The sequence below is a fragment of the Pollutimonas rozaliensis genome (assembly GCF_048751585.1).
In the GTDB taxonomy this organism is placed as follows: Bacteria; Pseudomonadota; Gammaproteobacteria; order Burkholderiales; family Burkholderiaceae_B.
In genome coordinates, this window is sequence record NZ_JAZHOB010000005.1 from 69,017 (window position 1) to 84,263 (window position 15,247).

At 59.1% G+C, this 15,247-nt stretch carries 12 protein-coding genes; 5 read left to right on the top strand and 7 right to left on the bottom strand.

Going from position 1 to position 15,247, the window contains the following annotated elements; translation table 11 throughout:
- Positions 1–40 precede the first annotated feature (40 nt).
- Genes V0R37_RS10440 through V0R37_RS10450 form a run of 3 tightly spaced genes read left to right on the top strand, consistent with a single transcriptional unit; the run spans position 41 to position 2,684 of the window.
- Complete coding sequence (locus tag V0R37_RS10440) at positions 41–1,057, top strand: metal ABC transporter solute-binding protein, Zn/Mn family (RefSeq protein WP_420374439.1); 1,017 nt, start codon at positions 41–43, stop codon at positions 1,055–1,057.
- A gap of 26 nt (positions 1,058–1,083) precedes the next feature.
- Entirely contained in the window at positions 1,084–1,710 is a 627-nt protein-coding gene (locus V0R37_RS10445; protein ID WP_420374440.1) for a DUF1007 family protein, read from the top strand.
- Between the two features lie 14 nt (positions 1,711–1,724).
- On the top strand, positions 1,725–2,684 hold the full coding sequence (locus V0R37_RS10450) for a nickel/cobalt transporter (RefSeq protein ID WP_420374441.1): 960 nt from the start codon (positions 1,725–1,727) through the stop codon (positions 2,682–2,684).
- A gap of 282 nt (positions 2,685–2,966) precedes the next feature.
- On the opposite strand, the gene V0R37_RS10455 is transcribed toward V0R37_RS10450, so the two are convergent.
- Positions 2,967–6,296 (bottom strand): autotransporter domain-containing protein, encoded by a 3,330-nt coding sequence (locus V0R37_RS10455; protein ID WP_420374442.1) that lies wholly within the window; start codon positions 6,294–6,296, stop codon positions 2,967–2,969.
- Between the two features lie 329 nt (positions 6,297–6,625).
- Here V0R37_RS10455 and V0R37_RS10465 point away from each other — a divergent pair, with 329 nt between their 5' ends.
- Positions 6,626–7,300, top strand: a complete 675-nt coding sequence (locus tag V0R37_RS10465) for a class I SAM-dependent methyltransferase (RefSeq protein WP_420374443.1) — start codon at positions 6,626–6,628, stop codon at positions 7,298–7,300.
- Here V0R37_RS10465 and V0R37_RS10470 read toward each other — a convergent pair.
- Positions 7,272–8,171 carry a LysR family transcriptional regulator gene (locus V0R37_RS10470; protein WP_420374444.1) on the bottom strand — a complete coding sequence of 300 codons (900 nt, stop codon included), beginning with the start codon at positions 8,169–8,171 and terminating at the stop codon, positions 7,272–7,274. The two genes, V0R37_RS10465 and V0R37_RS10470, sit on opposite strands and share 29 nt — an antisense overlap.
- A 173-nt stretch (positions 8,172–8,344) precedes the next feature.
- Between V0R37_RS10470 and V0R37_RS10475 the strand changes: the two genes are divergently transcribed.
- Positions 8,345–9,355 carry an MBL fold metallo-hydrolase gene (locus V0R37_RS10475; protein ID WP_420374445.1) on the top strand — a complete coding sequence of 337 codons (1,011 nt, stop codon included), beginning with the start codon at positions 8,345–8,347 and terminating at the stop codon, positions 9,353–9,355.
- Between the two features lie 180 nt (positions 9,356–9,535).
- Here the strand turns inward: V0R37_RS10475 and V0R37_RS10480 are convergent, their stop codons facing one another.
- From V0R37_RS10480 to V0R37_RS10500, 5 genes are all read right to left on the bottom strand, one after another.
- Complete coding sequence (locus V0R37_RS10480; protein WP_420374446.1) at positions 9,536–10,672, bottom strand: ABC transporter substrate-binding protein; 1,137 nt, start codon at positions 10,670–10,672, stop codon at positions 9,536–9,538.
- Positions 10,673–10,693: 21 nt separating this feature from the next.
- Positions 10,694–11,620, bottom strand: coding sequence for a 3-hydroxyacyl-CoA dehydrogenase (locus V0R37_RS10485; protein WP_420374447.1), 927 nt, complete (start codon positions 11,618–11,620; stop codon positions 10,694–10,696).
- 71 nt (positions 11,621–11,691) lie between these two features.
- Complete coding sequence (locus V0R37_RS10490; protein ID WP_420374448.1) at positions 11,692–12,414, bottom strand: ABC transporter ATP-binding protein; 723 nt, start codon at positions 12,412–12,414, stop codon at positions 11,692–11,694.
- Complete coding sequence (locus tag V0R37_RS10495) at positions 12,401–14,215, bottom strand: branched-chain amino acid ABC transporter ATP-binding protein/permease (protein WP_420374449.1); 1,815 nt, start codon at positions 14,213–14,215, stop codon at positions 12,401–12,403. Before V0R37_RS10495 ends, V0R37_RS10490 begins: the two co-directional genes overlap by 14 nt.
- Positions 14,212–15,093: a branched-chain amino acid ABC transporter permease gene (locus tag V0R37_RS10500; RefSeq protein ID WP_420374450.1), complete on the bottom strand. Its 882-nt coding sequence runs from the start codon at positions 15,091–15,093 to the stop codon at positions 14,212–14,214. Before V0R37_RS10500 ends, V0R37_RS10495 begins: the two co-directional genes overlap by 4 nt.
- Positions 15,094–15,247: the final 154 nt, after the last annotated feature.

The following is a 15,247-nucleotide window of genomic DNA, read 5'->3' on the forward strand; positions in this document are numbered from 1 at the left end:
TTAATGATCTTATAACTCTGTGATCGAAGAAAGGTATCTCATGTCCATTTCAACAAAACGTGCCGCTGCGGGCTGCGTCGCCGCCCTGGCGTTACTGACGTGGTCACATGCCAACGCCCACGAATTGCAAGTCGTCTCCACGTTTTCCGTCATCAGCGATTTCGCCAGGAATGTGGGTGGTGAACGGATTGCGTTGACCACACTGGTCGGCCCCGACGGCGACGTCCATTCGTATGAACCCAAGCCGACTGACGCCGTCGCTTTGGGCCAGGCCGACGTGGTGTTGGCCAACGGCCTGCATTTTGAAAGTTTTCTTGACCGCCTCGTCCGGGCTTCCAACAGTACGGCGCCGGTGAGCGCGCTTACCCGAGGCGTCGAGCTGCTGCGCAATGCCAAGGACGAGCACGACAGCCATGAAGACCACGATCATGAGGACCACGGCCACGACCATGATCATGCGCAGGAACACGCCGACTCACACGATCACGACCACGCAAAGGAGCATGCTCACGATCATCACCATGGCGAATATGATCCGCATGCGTGGCAGTCTGTGCGTAATGCGCGGGTATACGTGACCAACATCGCCAAGGCTTTTTGCGCCGCCGATGCGGCGGGTTGCCCCAGCTACCAAGCCAACGCCAAGTCCTATGATGAGAAGCTTCAGGCGCTGGAAACGGAACTTAAGGCCGCGGTCGCTCAGATTCCAGCCAGCCAGCGTACGGTCATCACCTCGCACGACGCCTTCGGCTATCTGGGAAGCGCATACGGTCTTCAGTTTCTGGCGCCACAAGGCCTTAGCACCGGGTCAGAGGCTTCCGCGGCAGGCGTTGCCGCATTGATACAGCAGATCAAGAAGCAAAAGGCATCCGCCATCTTTCTTGAAAATGTCAGCAATCCTCGGCTGATCCAGCAAATAGCAAGCGAAACAGGAATGAAAATCGGGGGCAAGCTTTATTCCGACGCCCTGTCACCCGCCGATGGACCCGCTGCTACCTATATCGATATGATGCGGCATAATGTCAGCACGATCCGGGATGCCGTGTTGAGGCGATAAGGCCCCGCCGATCAGACCATGAAAACATGAAAAGACCACTCGCGACGCTGACGTTAGCACTTGCACCGTTTGGCCTGTACGCGCATCCGCATGCCTGGATCGACGTACGCAGCACGATCGTCCTGTCGGCCGAGGGGTTGATTTCAGCCATTGAGGAAGAATGGCTGTTCGATGACTTGTACAGTGCGGCCATACTCGAAGGCTTGAAGGAGGACAGCCCCGAGAAAAAAGCGGTGGTGAGCGACTTTGCCGCCGAGGTCATCGAGAACCTGGGCCCGTATGGCTATTTCATGCGCATCACAGCCAATGGCCGTCCGATTAAATTGAACACCGTCACCCAGTTCAAGAGTGAAATGAAGGACCAGCAACTGCGGCTGTCTTTTACCGCCCCCCTTGCCGAACCTTTAGACCCCATGCGTAGTGACGTCAGTTTTTCCGTGTATGACCCCACTTATTTCATCCATATGACGCATCGCCCGCAGGATCCGCCCACCATCAGAAGCGAGAAAAACCATTCTTGCCGGGCGCGGGTAAAACCGCCCAATCCGACCCCTGAAGACATTGCGCGCGCATTCGCCCTTGATCGTGCCGCAACGCCCGAAGAAGGCCTGGGTGATGTGTTCGCGGAAAAGGTGAGTATCCAATGCGAATGAGCCGCGGGCCGTTTGTGCGCCTGCTGGTCGGATACACGCTCGCAGGCGTATTGATAGCCGTCGTGTGGGTGCTGTTCAGTCGCTTCACCGTCTGGAACCAACTGCTGGTCTGGATAATGAAAACGCAAGCCGTGTTGCACCAGCAACTAGCCGCTACCATGCGCTTGGTGGCGGAGCAAGGCTGGACGGCAACCTGGCCGCTCATTGCCATTAGCCTGCTCTACGGCATCTTCCATGCCGCTGGGCCTGGTCACGGCAAAGCGGTGATTACGACCTATCTGGGCACAAGCGGTACCAGGCTGCGTCGCGGCCTGTTCTTATCGATATCATCAGCCATCGTCCAAGGGCTAGTGGCGGTAATCCTTGTCGAAGTGGTGGCAAACCTGCTGGGCTATTCGCTGCGACGCACCCAGGGCGTTGCCGGCCAGTTGGAAAATGTCAGCTTTGCACTGGTCGCGCTGCTGGGCGCGGTGCTGGCCCTTCGTAGCGCCAAAGGACTATATCGACGGTGGCGCGAACCGAAACGCAACACAGATTCCCTGTTTTCAAACGGCGGCCAATTACAGCCGTATTGTGCCGATTGCGGCGGCCCGCACCAATTGGCTGGCGAGCAACTGAATCAACCTCTGAGCTGGCGTACCGCACTGCCAATCATCCTGGCGATCGGGATGCGCCCGTGCACGGGCGCAATCCTAGTTCTGCTTGTCGCCTACTCGCTCGGCTTGCGCTGGGTCGGCATTGCCGCCGTACTGGCCATGTGGCTCGGCACGGCGGCAACCGTCAGCCTGCTGGCCACCCTTGCCGTGTCATTTCGGCATGCCGCGCTGCGATTTTTCCAGCCCGACCGCATCTCTTCGCATCACACGGGCATTGTTTTCGACGTGCTGGGTCTGCTTGGCGGCACGACAATAGGCTTCATGGGTGTCGGTCTTCTTCAGCAAGGGTTGGCAACCGCCCCGCATCCACTTTTGTAGCAAGCTAAGTTCATCTGCAAGCCGTTCGATTCTTATCGAATTTGCGTTCGGAAGGGTATTGAGCTTGCACGGACAGGCATTTGCATTAGCCGCATAAACTAAGCAGATGCTGCTGGGTCATTACAGAATCACCCTTTGATTTTATATACCCTTACCAGACAATCCCCATCTGGACAGACCCCAGCTGCCTCCCCGTTTCCTACACCCAACTCGCAAGTTCGGTGGCAACGCCCCAAATGCGCACAACACGATCTCAAATCAGCCAATAACTGCGACCCACCACTAAAAACTCACCGACAAGCTCCCCCTCACGCCATGATCCCGCCCGCCGGAGGCAAGCTGCCCCATATAAGAAACATTCAGCGTGGCCTTGGGCGAGATAGCCACGTCCAGGCCGGTTTCGATGACGGCGCTGTTCTTGGCGATCGGTACGCCGCTGACGGTAAAGGCGCTGCCGCCGGCAAAGCGTTGCGTCGCCGTCGGCGTGATGTCGCCCATGGCATGGCGCCAACCCACGCTGCCGATCAGTGTGGCCTTCGTCGAACCGAGATCGAAGGTGTGTTCGCCGCGCAGGCCCAGGGTCGAGAACGTGACGTTGCTGGTCGAAGTGTCGGTCTGCAACGCGGTAACGCCGCCATATTCGCCGTTACCATCGATGCGCAGGCGCACATGCGAGACATTGGCGAAAGGTTCGACGCGCAAGCCGTTGATATCCGCACCATAGGCCAGCTCGCCGAACGCCTGGAGGGCACCGCCGTGATAGTCGTCCTTAAGCGAATTTATCAGGCCTGGTATGGCGACCGAGCGTTTGGTGTTGATGTCGTGCCAGGTGTACGCCATGCCGGTGCGCAATGACAAGTTGCCCCAGACAGTGCCGCCGTAGGCGCCCAGGTGATAGTCCGTGCTGGTGCCCGAGGCCGACGGGTTGGACGTGTCGAACTTGGTCTGGCCGTAACCCGCCAGGGCGCCCAGACGCCAGGCGCCCACATTGCTGTCCACGCCGATTAGCAGCCCGTTACTGGAGCGATCCAGGCCCGCGGCGTTGCCGTCACCGTCGGTCCTGCCCCAGGAACCATACACAGTGGACCAGAACACCGGCCCCGAGTGGGTCGCGGTCACTTGCTGGGGCTGGCCGTTGGCACCATAAGCCGCCACGGTCGCGCTGGACGCGCCCGCCGCCCCGACGGCGGAACGCAGGCGGTCATTGGCGGCATTGCGCACGAAACGGCTGTCTTCCATCATCGCCGTTTGCGCCGATGCCTGGATTTCGCCCGAAAGCTGATCGAAGGCATTGCGCGCCTGATCTGGCGAGAGGCCGAGCACAGCGTCATGCACCGCGTTTCCTGCTCCAAGGCTATTGACGCCACCGCCGGTGGCAATCTGGTTGGGCGTTCGGCCGACAGATACAAGCGTCGCGTCGTTGCGCATCAACGTCAGATAAGCGTTGTGGGCGTCGTAGCTCAAAAAGGGATCAAGGAAGGCGAAGTTCGAGGTCACACCGGAAAACTGGCCGGTGCGCCCGCCGCTGGCGGTCAGGATCGTGTATTCGGTCTGCAGCGCATAGTTGCCCGCTCCTGCCAGCACCTGCACCGAGCTGCCGTTGATCGTGGCCGTGCCCGAGGCAACGATCTGGTCCGACTGTCCTGCCGCGTTGACCTCGACCTGATAAACCGAGCCGGGGTTGAGGCTGATATTGCCTACATGAAGCGTGCCGATGGAATTGCCCGGTGCGACGACGCCCCCCGAGACAGAAAGATTGTTGATGATGCCGCTGCCGCCCAGCTTGCCGCCTATGATGTTCAGATCACCGCCGAGCTTGCCGTTCACCGAGAGCAATCCGTCCACGATATTGGTGGTGCCGGTAAAGGCGCTGCTATCGCCGGTCAGCTTCAAGGAGCCCGCGCCCGCCTTGGTGAAGTCGCCCGCGCCGGAAATGACGCCGGCGAAGCTGGTGTTTGTCGCTTGATCGACGGTAAGCGCCGCCGTGCCAACCGCCACGGTTCCGCCGGTGCCCGACAGCGACGACATGGTAAGGTCGAAGTTATTAAGGTCAAGCGTGCCGCTGTTGACAGAGTAGGCGGCCTTGCCGACGAAGGCACCTGCCGCGCCCGCGGTCAGCGTGCCGCCTTCGACGGTGGTGCCGCCGGTGTAGGTGCTTGCACCCGAGAGTGTCAGCGTGCCCGTGCCCTGCTTGGTGAAACCGCCCGAACCGCCGAATATGGCGGCAGTGGAGACGGCATGGCCGTTGGTGTCTAGGAACGCGCCGCCGCTATCGATGGTGATCGTGCCTTTGCCCGTCGTGAAGTTCTTGAGGAGATCGCCTGTGCTCGTGCTAACGGTGTCGGCATTGGCGCGCAGGATGCCGCCGTCGAACACGAGACTGGCCGTCGAGCCGCCCGTGAAAACGTTGTTGTAGCCGGCCTCGACGCTATCGGTCAGCAGCACGCCGCGGCTGCCGCTCGTGCCATTCAGGTTCAGCGTGGCGTGACCGCCCCCGACCGCGAGATAGGTGTTGCCGGCGGTGGCCACCGCGCCGTCCGCGATGGTCAGCGTTCCGGTTGCCCCGCTTACCGCGATCGCCAGGCCCCTGCCGCCGCCATGATCCATGCCTGTGAAGGCCATTAAGGTCGAGCCAGCGCCGCTGACGGTCGCCGTGGCGCTGCCGGCGGCAACGCCGATGTTCACGGCCGAGCCGCTCAGTGCGCCGCCATCGGTGATGTTCAGCGCGCCGGTACTCGCATTGCCGATGCTGATATTGATAGCAAAGAACTCCGAACCACTACCCGTGACGGTGAGGCTGCCACTGCCGCCGCTGTTGCCCACTCTGGCCTCTGCGAGACCACTGGCGCTGACCGTCACCCTGCTGCCGTTTTGCAACCTGAGGTCGGCAGTATCGCCGCCTGTGGCCGAAACGATCAGCTTGGCGGTGTTTAAACTAAGGTCCAGGCTGCCCCCGTCGAGCACAAGGCTGCCGGCGGTGACGGATGCACCGGTGCCAGTCAATTCGCTGTTGTTGGCGCCGGTCAGAATCAGCGTGCCAGTTCCGCTCTTGGTCAGTGCGCCCGCGCCTGAAATCGCGCCCGACTGCGTCAGTGTCGTGCCGGTGCCGACGTCGAAGGTGCCGCCGCCGGCATTCACGATGGTGGCGCGGCTCATGGACATGGTTGCGGTGGTCTGCAGCGTGCCTCCGTTGAAGATCAAGCCGCCGGCCGCATCGCCGAGATTGACATTTGAGGACACCGACAGCACCCCGGCGTTCAGCTCCGTGCCGCCGCTATAGTCATTGGCGCCGCTCAGGATAAGCGTTCCCGCGCCGGTCTTGGTCAGCGCATCCGCGCCGGAAATCACACGCAATTCCGTCTGGGTCGTGCCGGCACCGACGTCGAAGGTGCCGCTGGGCACGGTTTGCGCCCAAGCTTGGCCGGTACCCAGAACGAACGCGAAAGACGCGGTGGAAAGCACGCCCTTGGTGACCATGCCTGAGCCGCGTTTGCCGCGGCCGTGGGTGATTTCAGAAGCGACCACCCAGGCGCTCGTAGCCCGGTTCCAGATCAATCGGTAAATGTGGTTCATGCGCCGCGCACCCTTTATTGTTAGGGCTGCGCATGACACCCGACGCCAGGCAGGAAACCGCCTATCCGCCCTATGTCGCACAGCCTGATTGGTGACGTGACAATTTGTAGTAATTATAAATACCTTGAATGAAAGTGACTATTCTTTTCTACAAGGCTCTATTAAGAATTTGCACGTATATGCCGAGAATTGGACGCTTGACATCCGCGCCTAAAGAGAACAACATAAGTTACATGAAATGTGACAGCCGCCTCTCCTCCGTCCTGCACGCCTTGCTCCACATGGCCGAGCAAGACGGGCCGATGGCTGGGGTCCAACTGCACCGCTCGCGGGTCTGGCCCGATGCAGGCGCGTGACAGGAAATCACTATGACATCCTTCTCTGATCCCAAGGCTGTAGACGCCTACGCGAAAATGGCGGAACGCAATGTTCCCGCCCTGCGTGATCTTCACAGAATGGTGGGTGTGCTCCTTGCGGAGAAAGTGCCGGCCGATGGCCGCGTCCTCGTTCTGGGTGCGGGCGGCGGGTTGGAACTTCGTGCCCTGGCCGGAATGCATTCGGGCTGGCACTTCGATGGCGTTGATCCTTCCACGCAGATGCTTGATCAAGCGCGGGTAACCACGAGCGGCTTCACAGACCGCATAAGGTTTCACGAAGGCTACATCGAGGACGCGCAGCAAGGCCCTTTCGATGGTGCGACCTGTCTCCTGACGCTGCATTTCCTTGCAAAGGAAGAGCGGGTTCGCACTTTGAAGGAGTTATACCGGCGGCTCAAACCCGGCGCTCCGCTCGTAATCGTTCACCATAGCTTCCCGAATGATGATGCGGAAAAGAACAAGTGGCTCGCGCGCTTCGCCGCCTACGTCGCAGCGTTTGAGATCAACGGCGTGCAGGCCAGTCCGAACATCCAGGCCATGAAAGAGCGGTTGCCAGTCCTCTCGCCCGAGGAGGATGTCTCGGCCCTGTACGAGGCCGGGTTCTCGCAGGTGGAACTGTTCTACGCCGCCTTAACATTCAAAGGCTGGGTGGCATACAAGGGTTAGGAGCCGCACGAATAAAATTCTCGCGCAGCCATTGATGCCCCGGGTCTCCATGCGACCGCGGGTGCCATGCCATAGCCACGTCAAAAGCGGGCAGATGGAAAGGTAGCGGTAGAACATCCAGACTGGATGCATAGCGTTGCAACAGCCTGCTCGGTAGCGTTGCCACGCAGTCGGTATGGCCCAGCACGAGAGGTATCTGGTTGTAGCCAGAGACAGTCAGCGCCACACGGCGTTTCCGGTTCATGGTTTCCAGCGCCTCGTCCACGCTGCTTCTGAACTTGCCTTCCTTGGAAACCATCACATGCGCAAGATCGCAGTACTCATCGATATTGGGGGGGCTTATTCCTCGAGGGTGAGCCTTGCGTTGCGCCAGCCAAAACTCGTCCCTCAATAAGAACCTGGCCTTTAAGGCTTCTGGTATTTGTTGCGCAAGCCCTACATACAGATCGATTTCACCTCGTTCCATTCTATAGGTAAGGTTGGCTTCTACCGGTGCGATGAAGCTCAAGCGTATGCCTGGCGCTCGCAGTGCCAAAATGGACTGCACAACAGATAGCCCCACCAAAGTGAAGACATTGTCGTTCACAGCCACTACGAAGTCGCGCTGGGTATTGTGCGGCCGGAAATCGTCGGGCGACACAACCGCTCCTTGAAGGTCCAGCAATGCCTGGTGCAGACGCGACTGAATTGCCAAGCCGCGTTCTGTGGGTACCATCCCTCGTCCCTCTTCGGACGGCACCAAGAGCGAGTCGCCAAAAATATCTCTTAGCCGACCAAGCTGAGTTGATAGGGCTGGCTGGCTAATGTTCAGGCGCTTGGCGGCTCGAGTGACGTTTCGCTCTTCAAGAAGAACGTCCAGGGAGATAAGCAAAGGCAGATCCGACCGCCGGATATTCATATTCTATATACCTCGTATAAGAAAAGGTAACTCACTATCAATGGCCGCGTAAGTTTAGAGTGGATCCCTGACTGAACCCGGCGCGTTTTTCGATCCGGGCAGTCGCACTCGAATGTGCTTGTAAGTCTTGGATTATGGAATGATATATGCGAGTTAACAGTTTTTTTATCCCTAGTGTAATGGCGGTCTCGCTATTGATGGCTGGGTTGCTTCCTTCAACAGTAAATGCCGCCGGTGATACTCAGGTGACACCGATGCACGCCGCCGCACAAGTTCGTGCTCAGGCTCCCGGCGTTTACCGTTACCGGGTAGGTGACGTTCAAGTGACTGCACTGTCCGATGGGACGGTACCTCAGGATCTGCATACGTTGCTGACCAATACCTCCCCCAATGAAATAGACGGGTTACTCCGGCATTCGTTTCTGTCCAACCCGGTTGAGGCATCAATCAATGCTTATCTGATCGACACGGGCACACGACTTTTGTTGGTTGATACCGGCTCGGGTTCGCTTTTTGGTCCCGGTAATGGTGGCAAGCTGATTGGTAATTTGAAGGCAGCGGGCTACTCGCCCGCACAAATCGATGATGTCCTGCTCACTCACATCCATACCGACCACAGCGGCGGCCTGACGAGCGAGGGTCAGTTGGTTTTCCCCAATGCAACCATCCATGTGGGCAAGCCGGATGTCGACTTATTCCTGGACCCGGCAAACATTCATGGGGTTAGCGGCTACGACAAAAAATATTTTGAAGAAGCCGTGAAGACAGTCGGGCCCTATGCCAAAGCGGGCAAGGTCGTGCCCTTCAGTGGTGTTACGCAGTTATACCCCGGCATAACGGCAATCCCTACACCCGGCCATACGCCCGGTCATAGTTTCTATCGGATCGAAAGCAAAGGCGAGGCCATCGAATTCATCGGCGACATCGTTCATGTTGCGTCGGTGCAGTTTCCCAAGCCCAGGATCACTATCGTTTACGATGTGTCGCCGAAGGAGGCTGCAGCGGAACGCAAGAAGCAGTTCGCTATTGCTGCCTCGCAGCGTGAGCTGGTAGCTGGTGCCCACCTACCTTTCCCTGGCCTGGGTCATATCCGGGCGGAAACTGGCGGTGGTTTCACTTTTGTGCCGGTCGATTATCGGGATCGCGACGGACGTTGATACAAAGGTATCCGGGAGACATCCTGCCCTGCTCCGGCCACTAGGCCGGAGCATCTCGTATCACCTCGGAGTCTGGAACGGCAAGCCATGCATCCTTGCTCAACAACTCACCCGAGTCCCAATCATCCGTGACGAACGGTGATGAATCGCGAACGTGATAGCGCGAAGGCAGAATGCGCGCTATTTCCCCGGCGCAAAGTCTATGTGTTTCACAAACTTGATTTTGCCCTCTTCATTCTTGACGATGTTATAGCCGTGCAGTCCGTCGCCGTTCTCGTCATAGGTGTAGGTGCCTTCCACGCCCTTGTAGCCCTTGATGGCCCGAATGGCTTTCTGTACGGCTGTCGGATCGGTGCTGTTGGCGTTTTTCATGCCCAGGGCCAGTATCTGTACGGAATCGTACGCCCAGGCTGAATACAGGTCGGGTTCCATGTTGTATGCCGCTTTGTAGCGGTCTGCATAGGCCTGTGTTTCCGGGCTGGAGCCCACCGCATAGTCGGCGATCGAATAGGTGCCGTACAAGGCGTTCTGCGCCAGTTTCATCGCCGTGTCGGTTGAAATCGACGGGGATCCCACCCATGCAATGTTCAGGCCCAGTTGACGCAGTTGCTTGGCAAAGATGCCCACGTCGGTGGAATTGGCGATATAAGTCGACACGACGTCCGCGCCGGATTTTTTGATGGCCAGCACGATGGGGGTGAAGTCCTGCGAGTTGCTGGTGAAGCCTTGCACGGTGACCGGCTCCAGGCCGTGCTCTTTCAGCGCGGCCGTCAGGGCCTTGGCGCCGCCATTGCCAAACGCATCCGTGGAATGCACGATTGCCCATTTTTTCAGCTTCAGTGTATCGACGCCGAAAGACGCGATCACTTTGGCCGAATACCCATCGTTGGGCCGGGCCCGGAAGATCCAGGGGTTGCCGCTGTGGGTCAGGCCCACGTCGGTGCCGCCGACCATCATGGGTAGGCCGGTTTTCTTGACGGTGGGCGACATCGCCTGCACCTGGGTGCTGCGCACCGTGCCTATCATGGCCGTGATGTCGCCGCGGCTGGTTAGCTTGGACAAAGCCAGTATCGAGCCCGGGTTCGTACTGCCGTTGTCTTCGATATGCAGTTCAAGCTGCCGTCCCAGCACGCCGCCTGCCTTGTTGATCTCTTCGACGGCCATCTTGGCGCCGTTGTTCTGGTAGACGCCCGCCTCGGCATTGGCGCCGGTGCTTTCGGTCACCATCCCTATCTTGATCGGATCCGCGGCCTGGGCGTAGGACGACATCATGGCCAGGGTCGCAATGGTGCAGATTGAAGCCAATCTTTTTTTCATTTGTATCTCCTAGAGTCATTTTTATGATGTGCGGCGCTTATGAGCAATCAAGTCGGTCAATCGCTCGTCACGCCACTGCTGACGTGCCGGTCGTTGCGCGGCCGGCAATTCCTGTTGTCGTTCGCCTTCCAGCCTGGCGAGCAGCGTTTCGTTCCATTCACGCGGCTGGGCCTGACGGGCAATGTCCAGGTATAGCGGCCCGTAGCGGTTGCAGTAGTCGCGAATCCCGCCTGGTGCGTTCAAGTCGATAGTCTCGAACGGGCCCATGAATGCCCAGCGCAGCCCCAGGCCATCCTTGACGGCCTTGTCGACATCGGGGCTGTCGATATAGCCGTCTTCGACCAGGCGGAATGCCTCGGCCAACAGCGCCCCCTGCAGCCGATTGACGATAAAGCCCTGGATTTCCCGATGCACCATGATGGGCACCTGGCCTGCATTTTCGTACAGAGCTCGGGCGCGCTCCATGACCGCGGCGTCTGTCCATGGCGCGGGCACCAGCTCCACCAACGGCACCAACGAGGGCGGGTTGATCGGATGCGCCACCAGGCAGCGGGAACGGCCTTTCAGGTTTTCGGTAAAGCTGGAAGCGGGTATGCCGGAGGTCGAGCTGGCCAGTATCGTGTCCGGATCGGCCGCTTCGTCCAGCAGGGCGAAGATTGCCTGCTTTGCATCGACCGTTTCGCGGATATTTTCTTGTACCAGCGACGCGCCGCGCAATGCTTCTTTCAAGTCAGCATTGACGCTGACACGCTGCATGATTTGCTTTGGGTCTTCGCTGATAAGGCCGGCGTCGCGCTGCGATGCCAGGCTCGTCTGTATGGCGGGCAGCGCTGCCTCCAGCGCCGAGGCCTGCGCGTCGTACAGCGCGACGGGGTGGCCCGCCCGTGAAAATACCGATGCCCATGCACATCCAATAAGTCCGGCCCCAATGATTGCAATCTTTTCCATGAATTTTTCGTCCTTCGGATATCAGTTGGGCCATGCCTGGATGGTTGCGGTACGCCGCCCGCGGTATAGGGTTATTTGCCGCCGCCCAGGTAGGCGGCCTGCACTTCCTCGTTGTCTTGCAACTGTGCGGGTGTGCCTTCCACGATAAGGTTGCCCGTAGCCAGCACGTAGCCTCGATCCGCCACCGATAGCGCCATATTGGCGTTTTGTTCCACCAGCAATACCGTCGTGCCGTGGCTGCGTATATTGCGGATGGTGGCAAAAAGCTGCTGTACGATGATGGGGGCCAGGCCTAGCGAGGGCTCGTCCAGAAGAAGCAGCTTGGGCCTGGACATCAGGCCCCGGGCAACAGCCAGCATCTGCTGCTGTCCGCCGGACAGGCTCCAGCCCAGCGCACCGGTCAGGCGCTTCAGGTCGGGAAATATTTCGTACATTTCCTCGACTTCGGCGTCCATTTGGCGTCGGGACAAGCGGCCCCTGCCGGAAGTGCCTATCATGATGTTCTCTTTGACGGTCAGGCCCGCGAAGATGCGCCTGCCCTCGGGCACGTGCGCGATGCCCTGGCGCACAATGTGTTCCGCCTTTGTGCTTTTGAGCGATTTGCCTTCGAACAGGATGTCGCCATCGCTGACGGACGTCAGGCCGGAGATGCTGCGCAAGGTCGTGCTCTTGCCGGCGCCATTGGCGCCCAGCAGGGTGACGATTTCGCCTGCTTCGACATGAAGCGATATGCCCTTCAGCGCCTGCACATTTCCGTAGGCGCTATGGACGTTTTTAAGTTCAAGTAGCGGCATGCGCGGGCTCTCCCAGATAGGCGGTGATGACATCGGGGTGACGCAGGACTTCCTGAGGCGTGCCTTCCGCAATTTTCTTGCCAAAGTTCAGTACTGTGATCTTGTCCGATATCTGCTCGATCAGGCCAATATCGTGTTCGATCAGGAAAATCGTCAGGCCATGGCCGCTCAGGCGTTTAAGGAGATCGCCGAGTTCTTTTTTCTCTGTCTGGTTCAGGCCGGCCGCGGGCTCGTCCAGCAGCAGGAAGCGGGGATGGCCGGCCAGGGCGCGCGCAATCTCGACCAGGCGCTGATGGCCGTAGGGCAGGTTCTGCACAATCAGTTCGGCCTTGTCGGCCATTTCGACGAACTTGAGTGCCGACAAGGCTCGCTGCCGTAACGCCTCGCGGCCCGGTTTGATGGGATTGTTGGCCCGCTGCGCGCCTATCATCACGTTTTCGACCACCGACATCGTGGGGAACAGGCGAATATTCTGGAATGTGCGCCCTATGCCCAGTCCGGCACGCTCATGAGGAGACATGCCGGTGATGTCGGTGCCGTCAAAGGTAACGCTGCCGCTCGTGGCGCTATAAATGCCATTGAGCACATTCAGCGTCGTGGTCTTGCCCGATCCGTTGGGCCCGATCAAGGCATGCACGGTGCCGCGCGCCACTTGCAGCGACACGCCGTCCACGGCCTTGACTCCGCCGAAGTACTTGCGTACATCGTTGATCTGCAGGATGGGCGACTGGTCGTCTATCGGTACGGTCAGGTCCAGCGCCGCGATGGCATCCGTGTCGATGGCCAGGCGCTTGCGGCGCCGGTCGAACGGTGCTCGCAACAGCCCCCAGATGCCGGCCGGAAGGAATACCATGATCAGTATGACCGCCAGGCCGTATACCGCCAGGTAAACCTCTTTCAGGAAGCGCAGCCATTCGGGCAGCAGGATAAGAAGACTGGTGCCCAGCACGCCGCCAAACGCCGATTGCGCGCCGCCCAGCAACACCATCGTCAGGAACTCGATGGAGCGTGTGAAGTTGAAGTTGTCCGGGCTGATGTAGGCAAAACCGGCTGCGTAGAAAGCCCCGCCTACGCCGGCCAGGCCCGCGCTCATGGTAAAGGCGACGACCTTGACGCGCAGGGTGTTGATGCCGCTGACTTCGGCTGCCAGCTCGTTCTCGCGTACGGCGCGCATGCCGCGCCCGGTGCGGGTTTGCGGCAGCCACCAGACCATGAAGATCGCCGCATACAGTATGGCCATGCACAACAAAAGATAGTAGCGGTCGTCGATCAGTTCGAAGCCGAACAGCGACGGTCGCTCGATGCCGGCCACGCCGTCCGGGCCTTGCGTGACCTGCGACCAGTTCACCAGGACCAGATCGAAGATTATTTGAAAACTGATGGTGATCATGGCCAGGTAATGGCCGCCCAGGCGCAGCGTGGTCAGCCCCAGCACGAAACCCGCTACAACGGCCATCCCGATACCCATTAGCAGGGCAATCCAGAAGTTCAAGCCTAGCACTACCGTTCCAATGGCCACGGCATAGGCGCCAAGCCCGAAGAAGGTAGCCTGGGCCAGATTGATCTGCCCGGCATAGCCCAGCACGATCGTCATGCCCAGCACGGCGACGGAATAGGTCGCGGCCTGCATGAAAATATTCAATATGTAGGGGCTCAGGTTCAGGAACAGCGGCGCTATGGCCACCAGCAAGCCCAGTACAGTGAAGAACGCGATTTTGGTGCCTGTGCTAAATGGGGCCCGTGTCTTGGCGGATTGCGGGGCGGCCATGGTAGCGACATCGGTAGATTGCGTGTCTTTCATGCTTTCTCCGATATTTTTTCGCCGAAGATCCCTTGAGGCCTGACAAGCAGGAAGATGAACAGCAGCAGAAAGGCAAAGGCGTCTTTATAGGGAACCGAAATGTAGGCTGCGCCGAAGCTTTCCACGACTCCCAGAAGCAGTCCACCGACGATGGCGCCCGTTATGTCGCCGAAGCCGCCGATGATCGTGGCCGCGAAAGCCTTGAGCGCGATGATTGCCCCCATTCCGATGGAAACGAACAAGACGGGTGAAACCAGTATGCCGGCGATGCCGCCCAGGGTGGCGCTGTAGATGAAAGTAAAGGCGATCATCCCCGCGACCGGGATGCCGACCAGGCGGGCCATGTCTTTGTCTTGCGAAGTGGCCTGCAGTTTTTTACCCAACAGCGTATGTTCGAACAGGAAGTACTGGAAGGCCACCGCAATTGCGGTGACGGCCAGTATCACCAGGTATTGTGTATCCATGAACACACCGCCCACTTCGATGCCTTGCGTCTCGAACACGCGCTGCATGGGCTTGGGTTGCGGCCCGAAGAAATAGAGCACCGTGTTCTGCATGAAGATCGAAGCGCCCAGCGTGCTGATGATGACCGGCAGGAATGAGCGGTGGCGCAGGGGATAGTAGACCCCCAGGTTGAAGATCATGCCGATCACCCCCATGATCAGTAGCGCCATGATGATGCTCAACCAGTAAGGCAGGCCGGCGCTCATGAAGGCCACCATGGCGAAACCACCCAGCATCGCAAAATCGCCTTGCGCGAAATTGACCACATTGGTCGCGCGAATGATCAGCACGAATCCGAGGGCTACAAGGGAATAGATTGATCCAAGCGCGAGGCCGGCAAACAGCACCTGGAAATTCATGGCCAAGAAATCCAAAGCTTCTCCTCCTTTCCTGTGCCAGCACCGCCTTTCGAGGGGCTGGTCATTGTTTTCTGTCAGAACAACATGGCATGAACCCATATGGGGCGGCTCAAGACCGGTGTATCTTTACAAACAACCGTTGCGGTGCAAACACTTCAGGGGGGTACAG

Bases quoted from the DNA above. Each gene is read 5' to 3' on its own strand.
- V0R37_RS10440 (WP_420374439.1), top strand. From the start codon at position 41: ATGTCCATTTCAACAAAACGTGCCGCTGCGGGCTGCGTCGCCGCCCTG.
- V0R37_RS10445 (WP_420374440.1), top strand. From the start codon at position 1,084: ATGAAAAGACCACTCGCGACGCTGACGTTAGCACTTGCACCGTTTGGC.
- V0R37_RS10465 (WP_420374443.1), top strand. From the start codon at position 6,626: ATGACATCCTTCTCTGATCCCAAGGCTGTAGACGCCTACGCGAAAATG.
- V0R37_RS10475 (WP_420374445.1), top strand. From the start codon at position 8,345: ATGCGAGTTAACAGTTTTTTTATCCCTAGTGTAATGGCGGTCTCGCTA.
- V0R37_RS10480 (WP_420374446.1), bottom strand. From the start codon at position 10,672: ATGAAAAAAAGATTGGCTTCAATCTGCACCATTGCGACCCTGGCCATG.
- V0R37_RS10485 (WP_420374447.1), bottom strand. From the start codon at position 11,620: ATGGAAAAGATTGCAATCATTGGGGCCGGACTTATTGGATGTGCATGG.
- V0R37_RS10490 (WP_420374448.1), bottom strand. From the start codon at position 12,414: ATGCCGCTACTTGAACTTAAAAACGTCCATAGCGCCTACGGAAATGTG.
- V0R37_RS10495 (WP_420374449.1), bottom strand. From the start codon at position 14,215: ATGAAAGACACGCAATCTACCGATGTCGCTACCATGGCCGCCCCGCAA.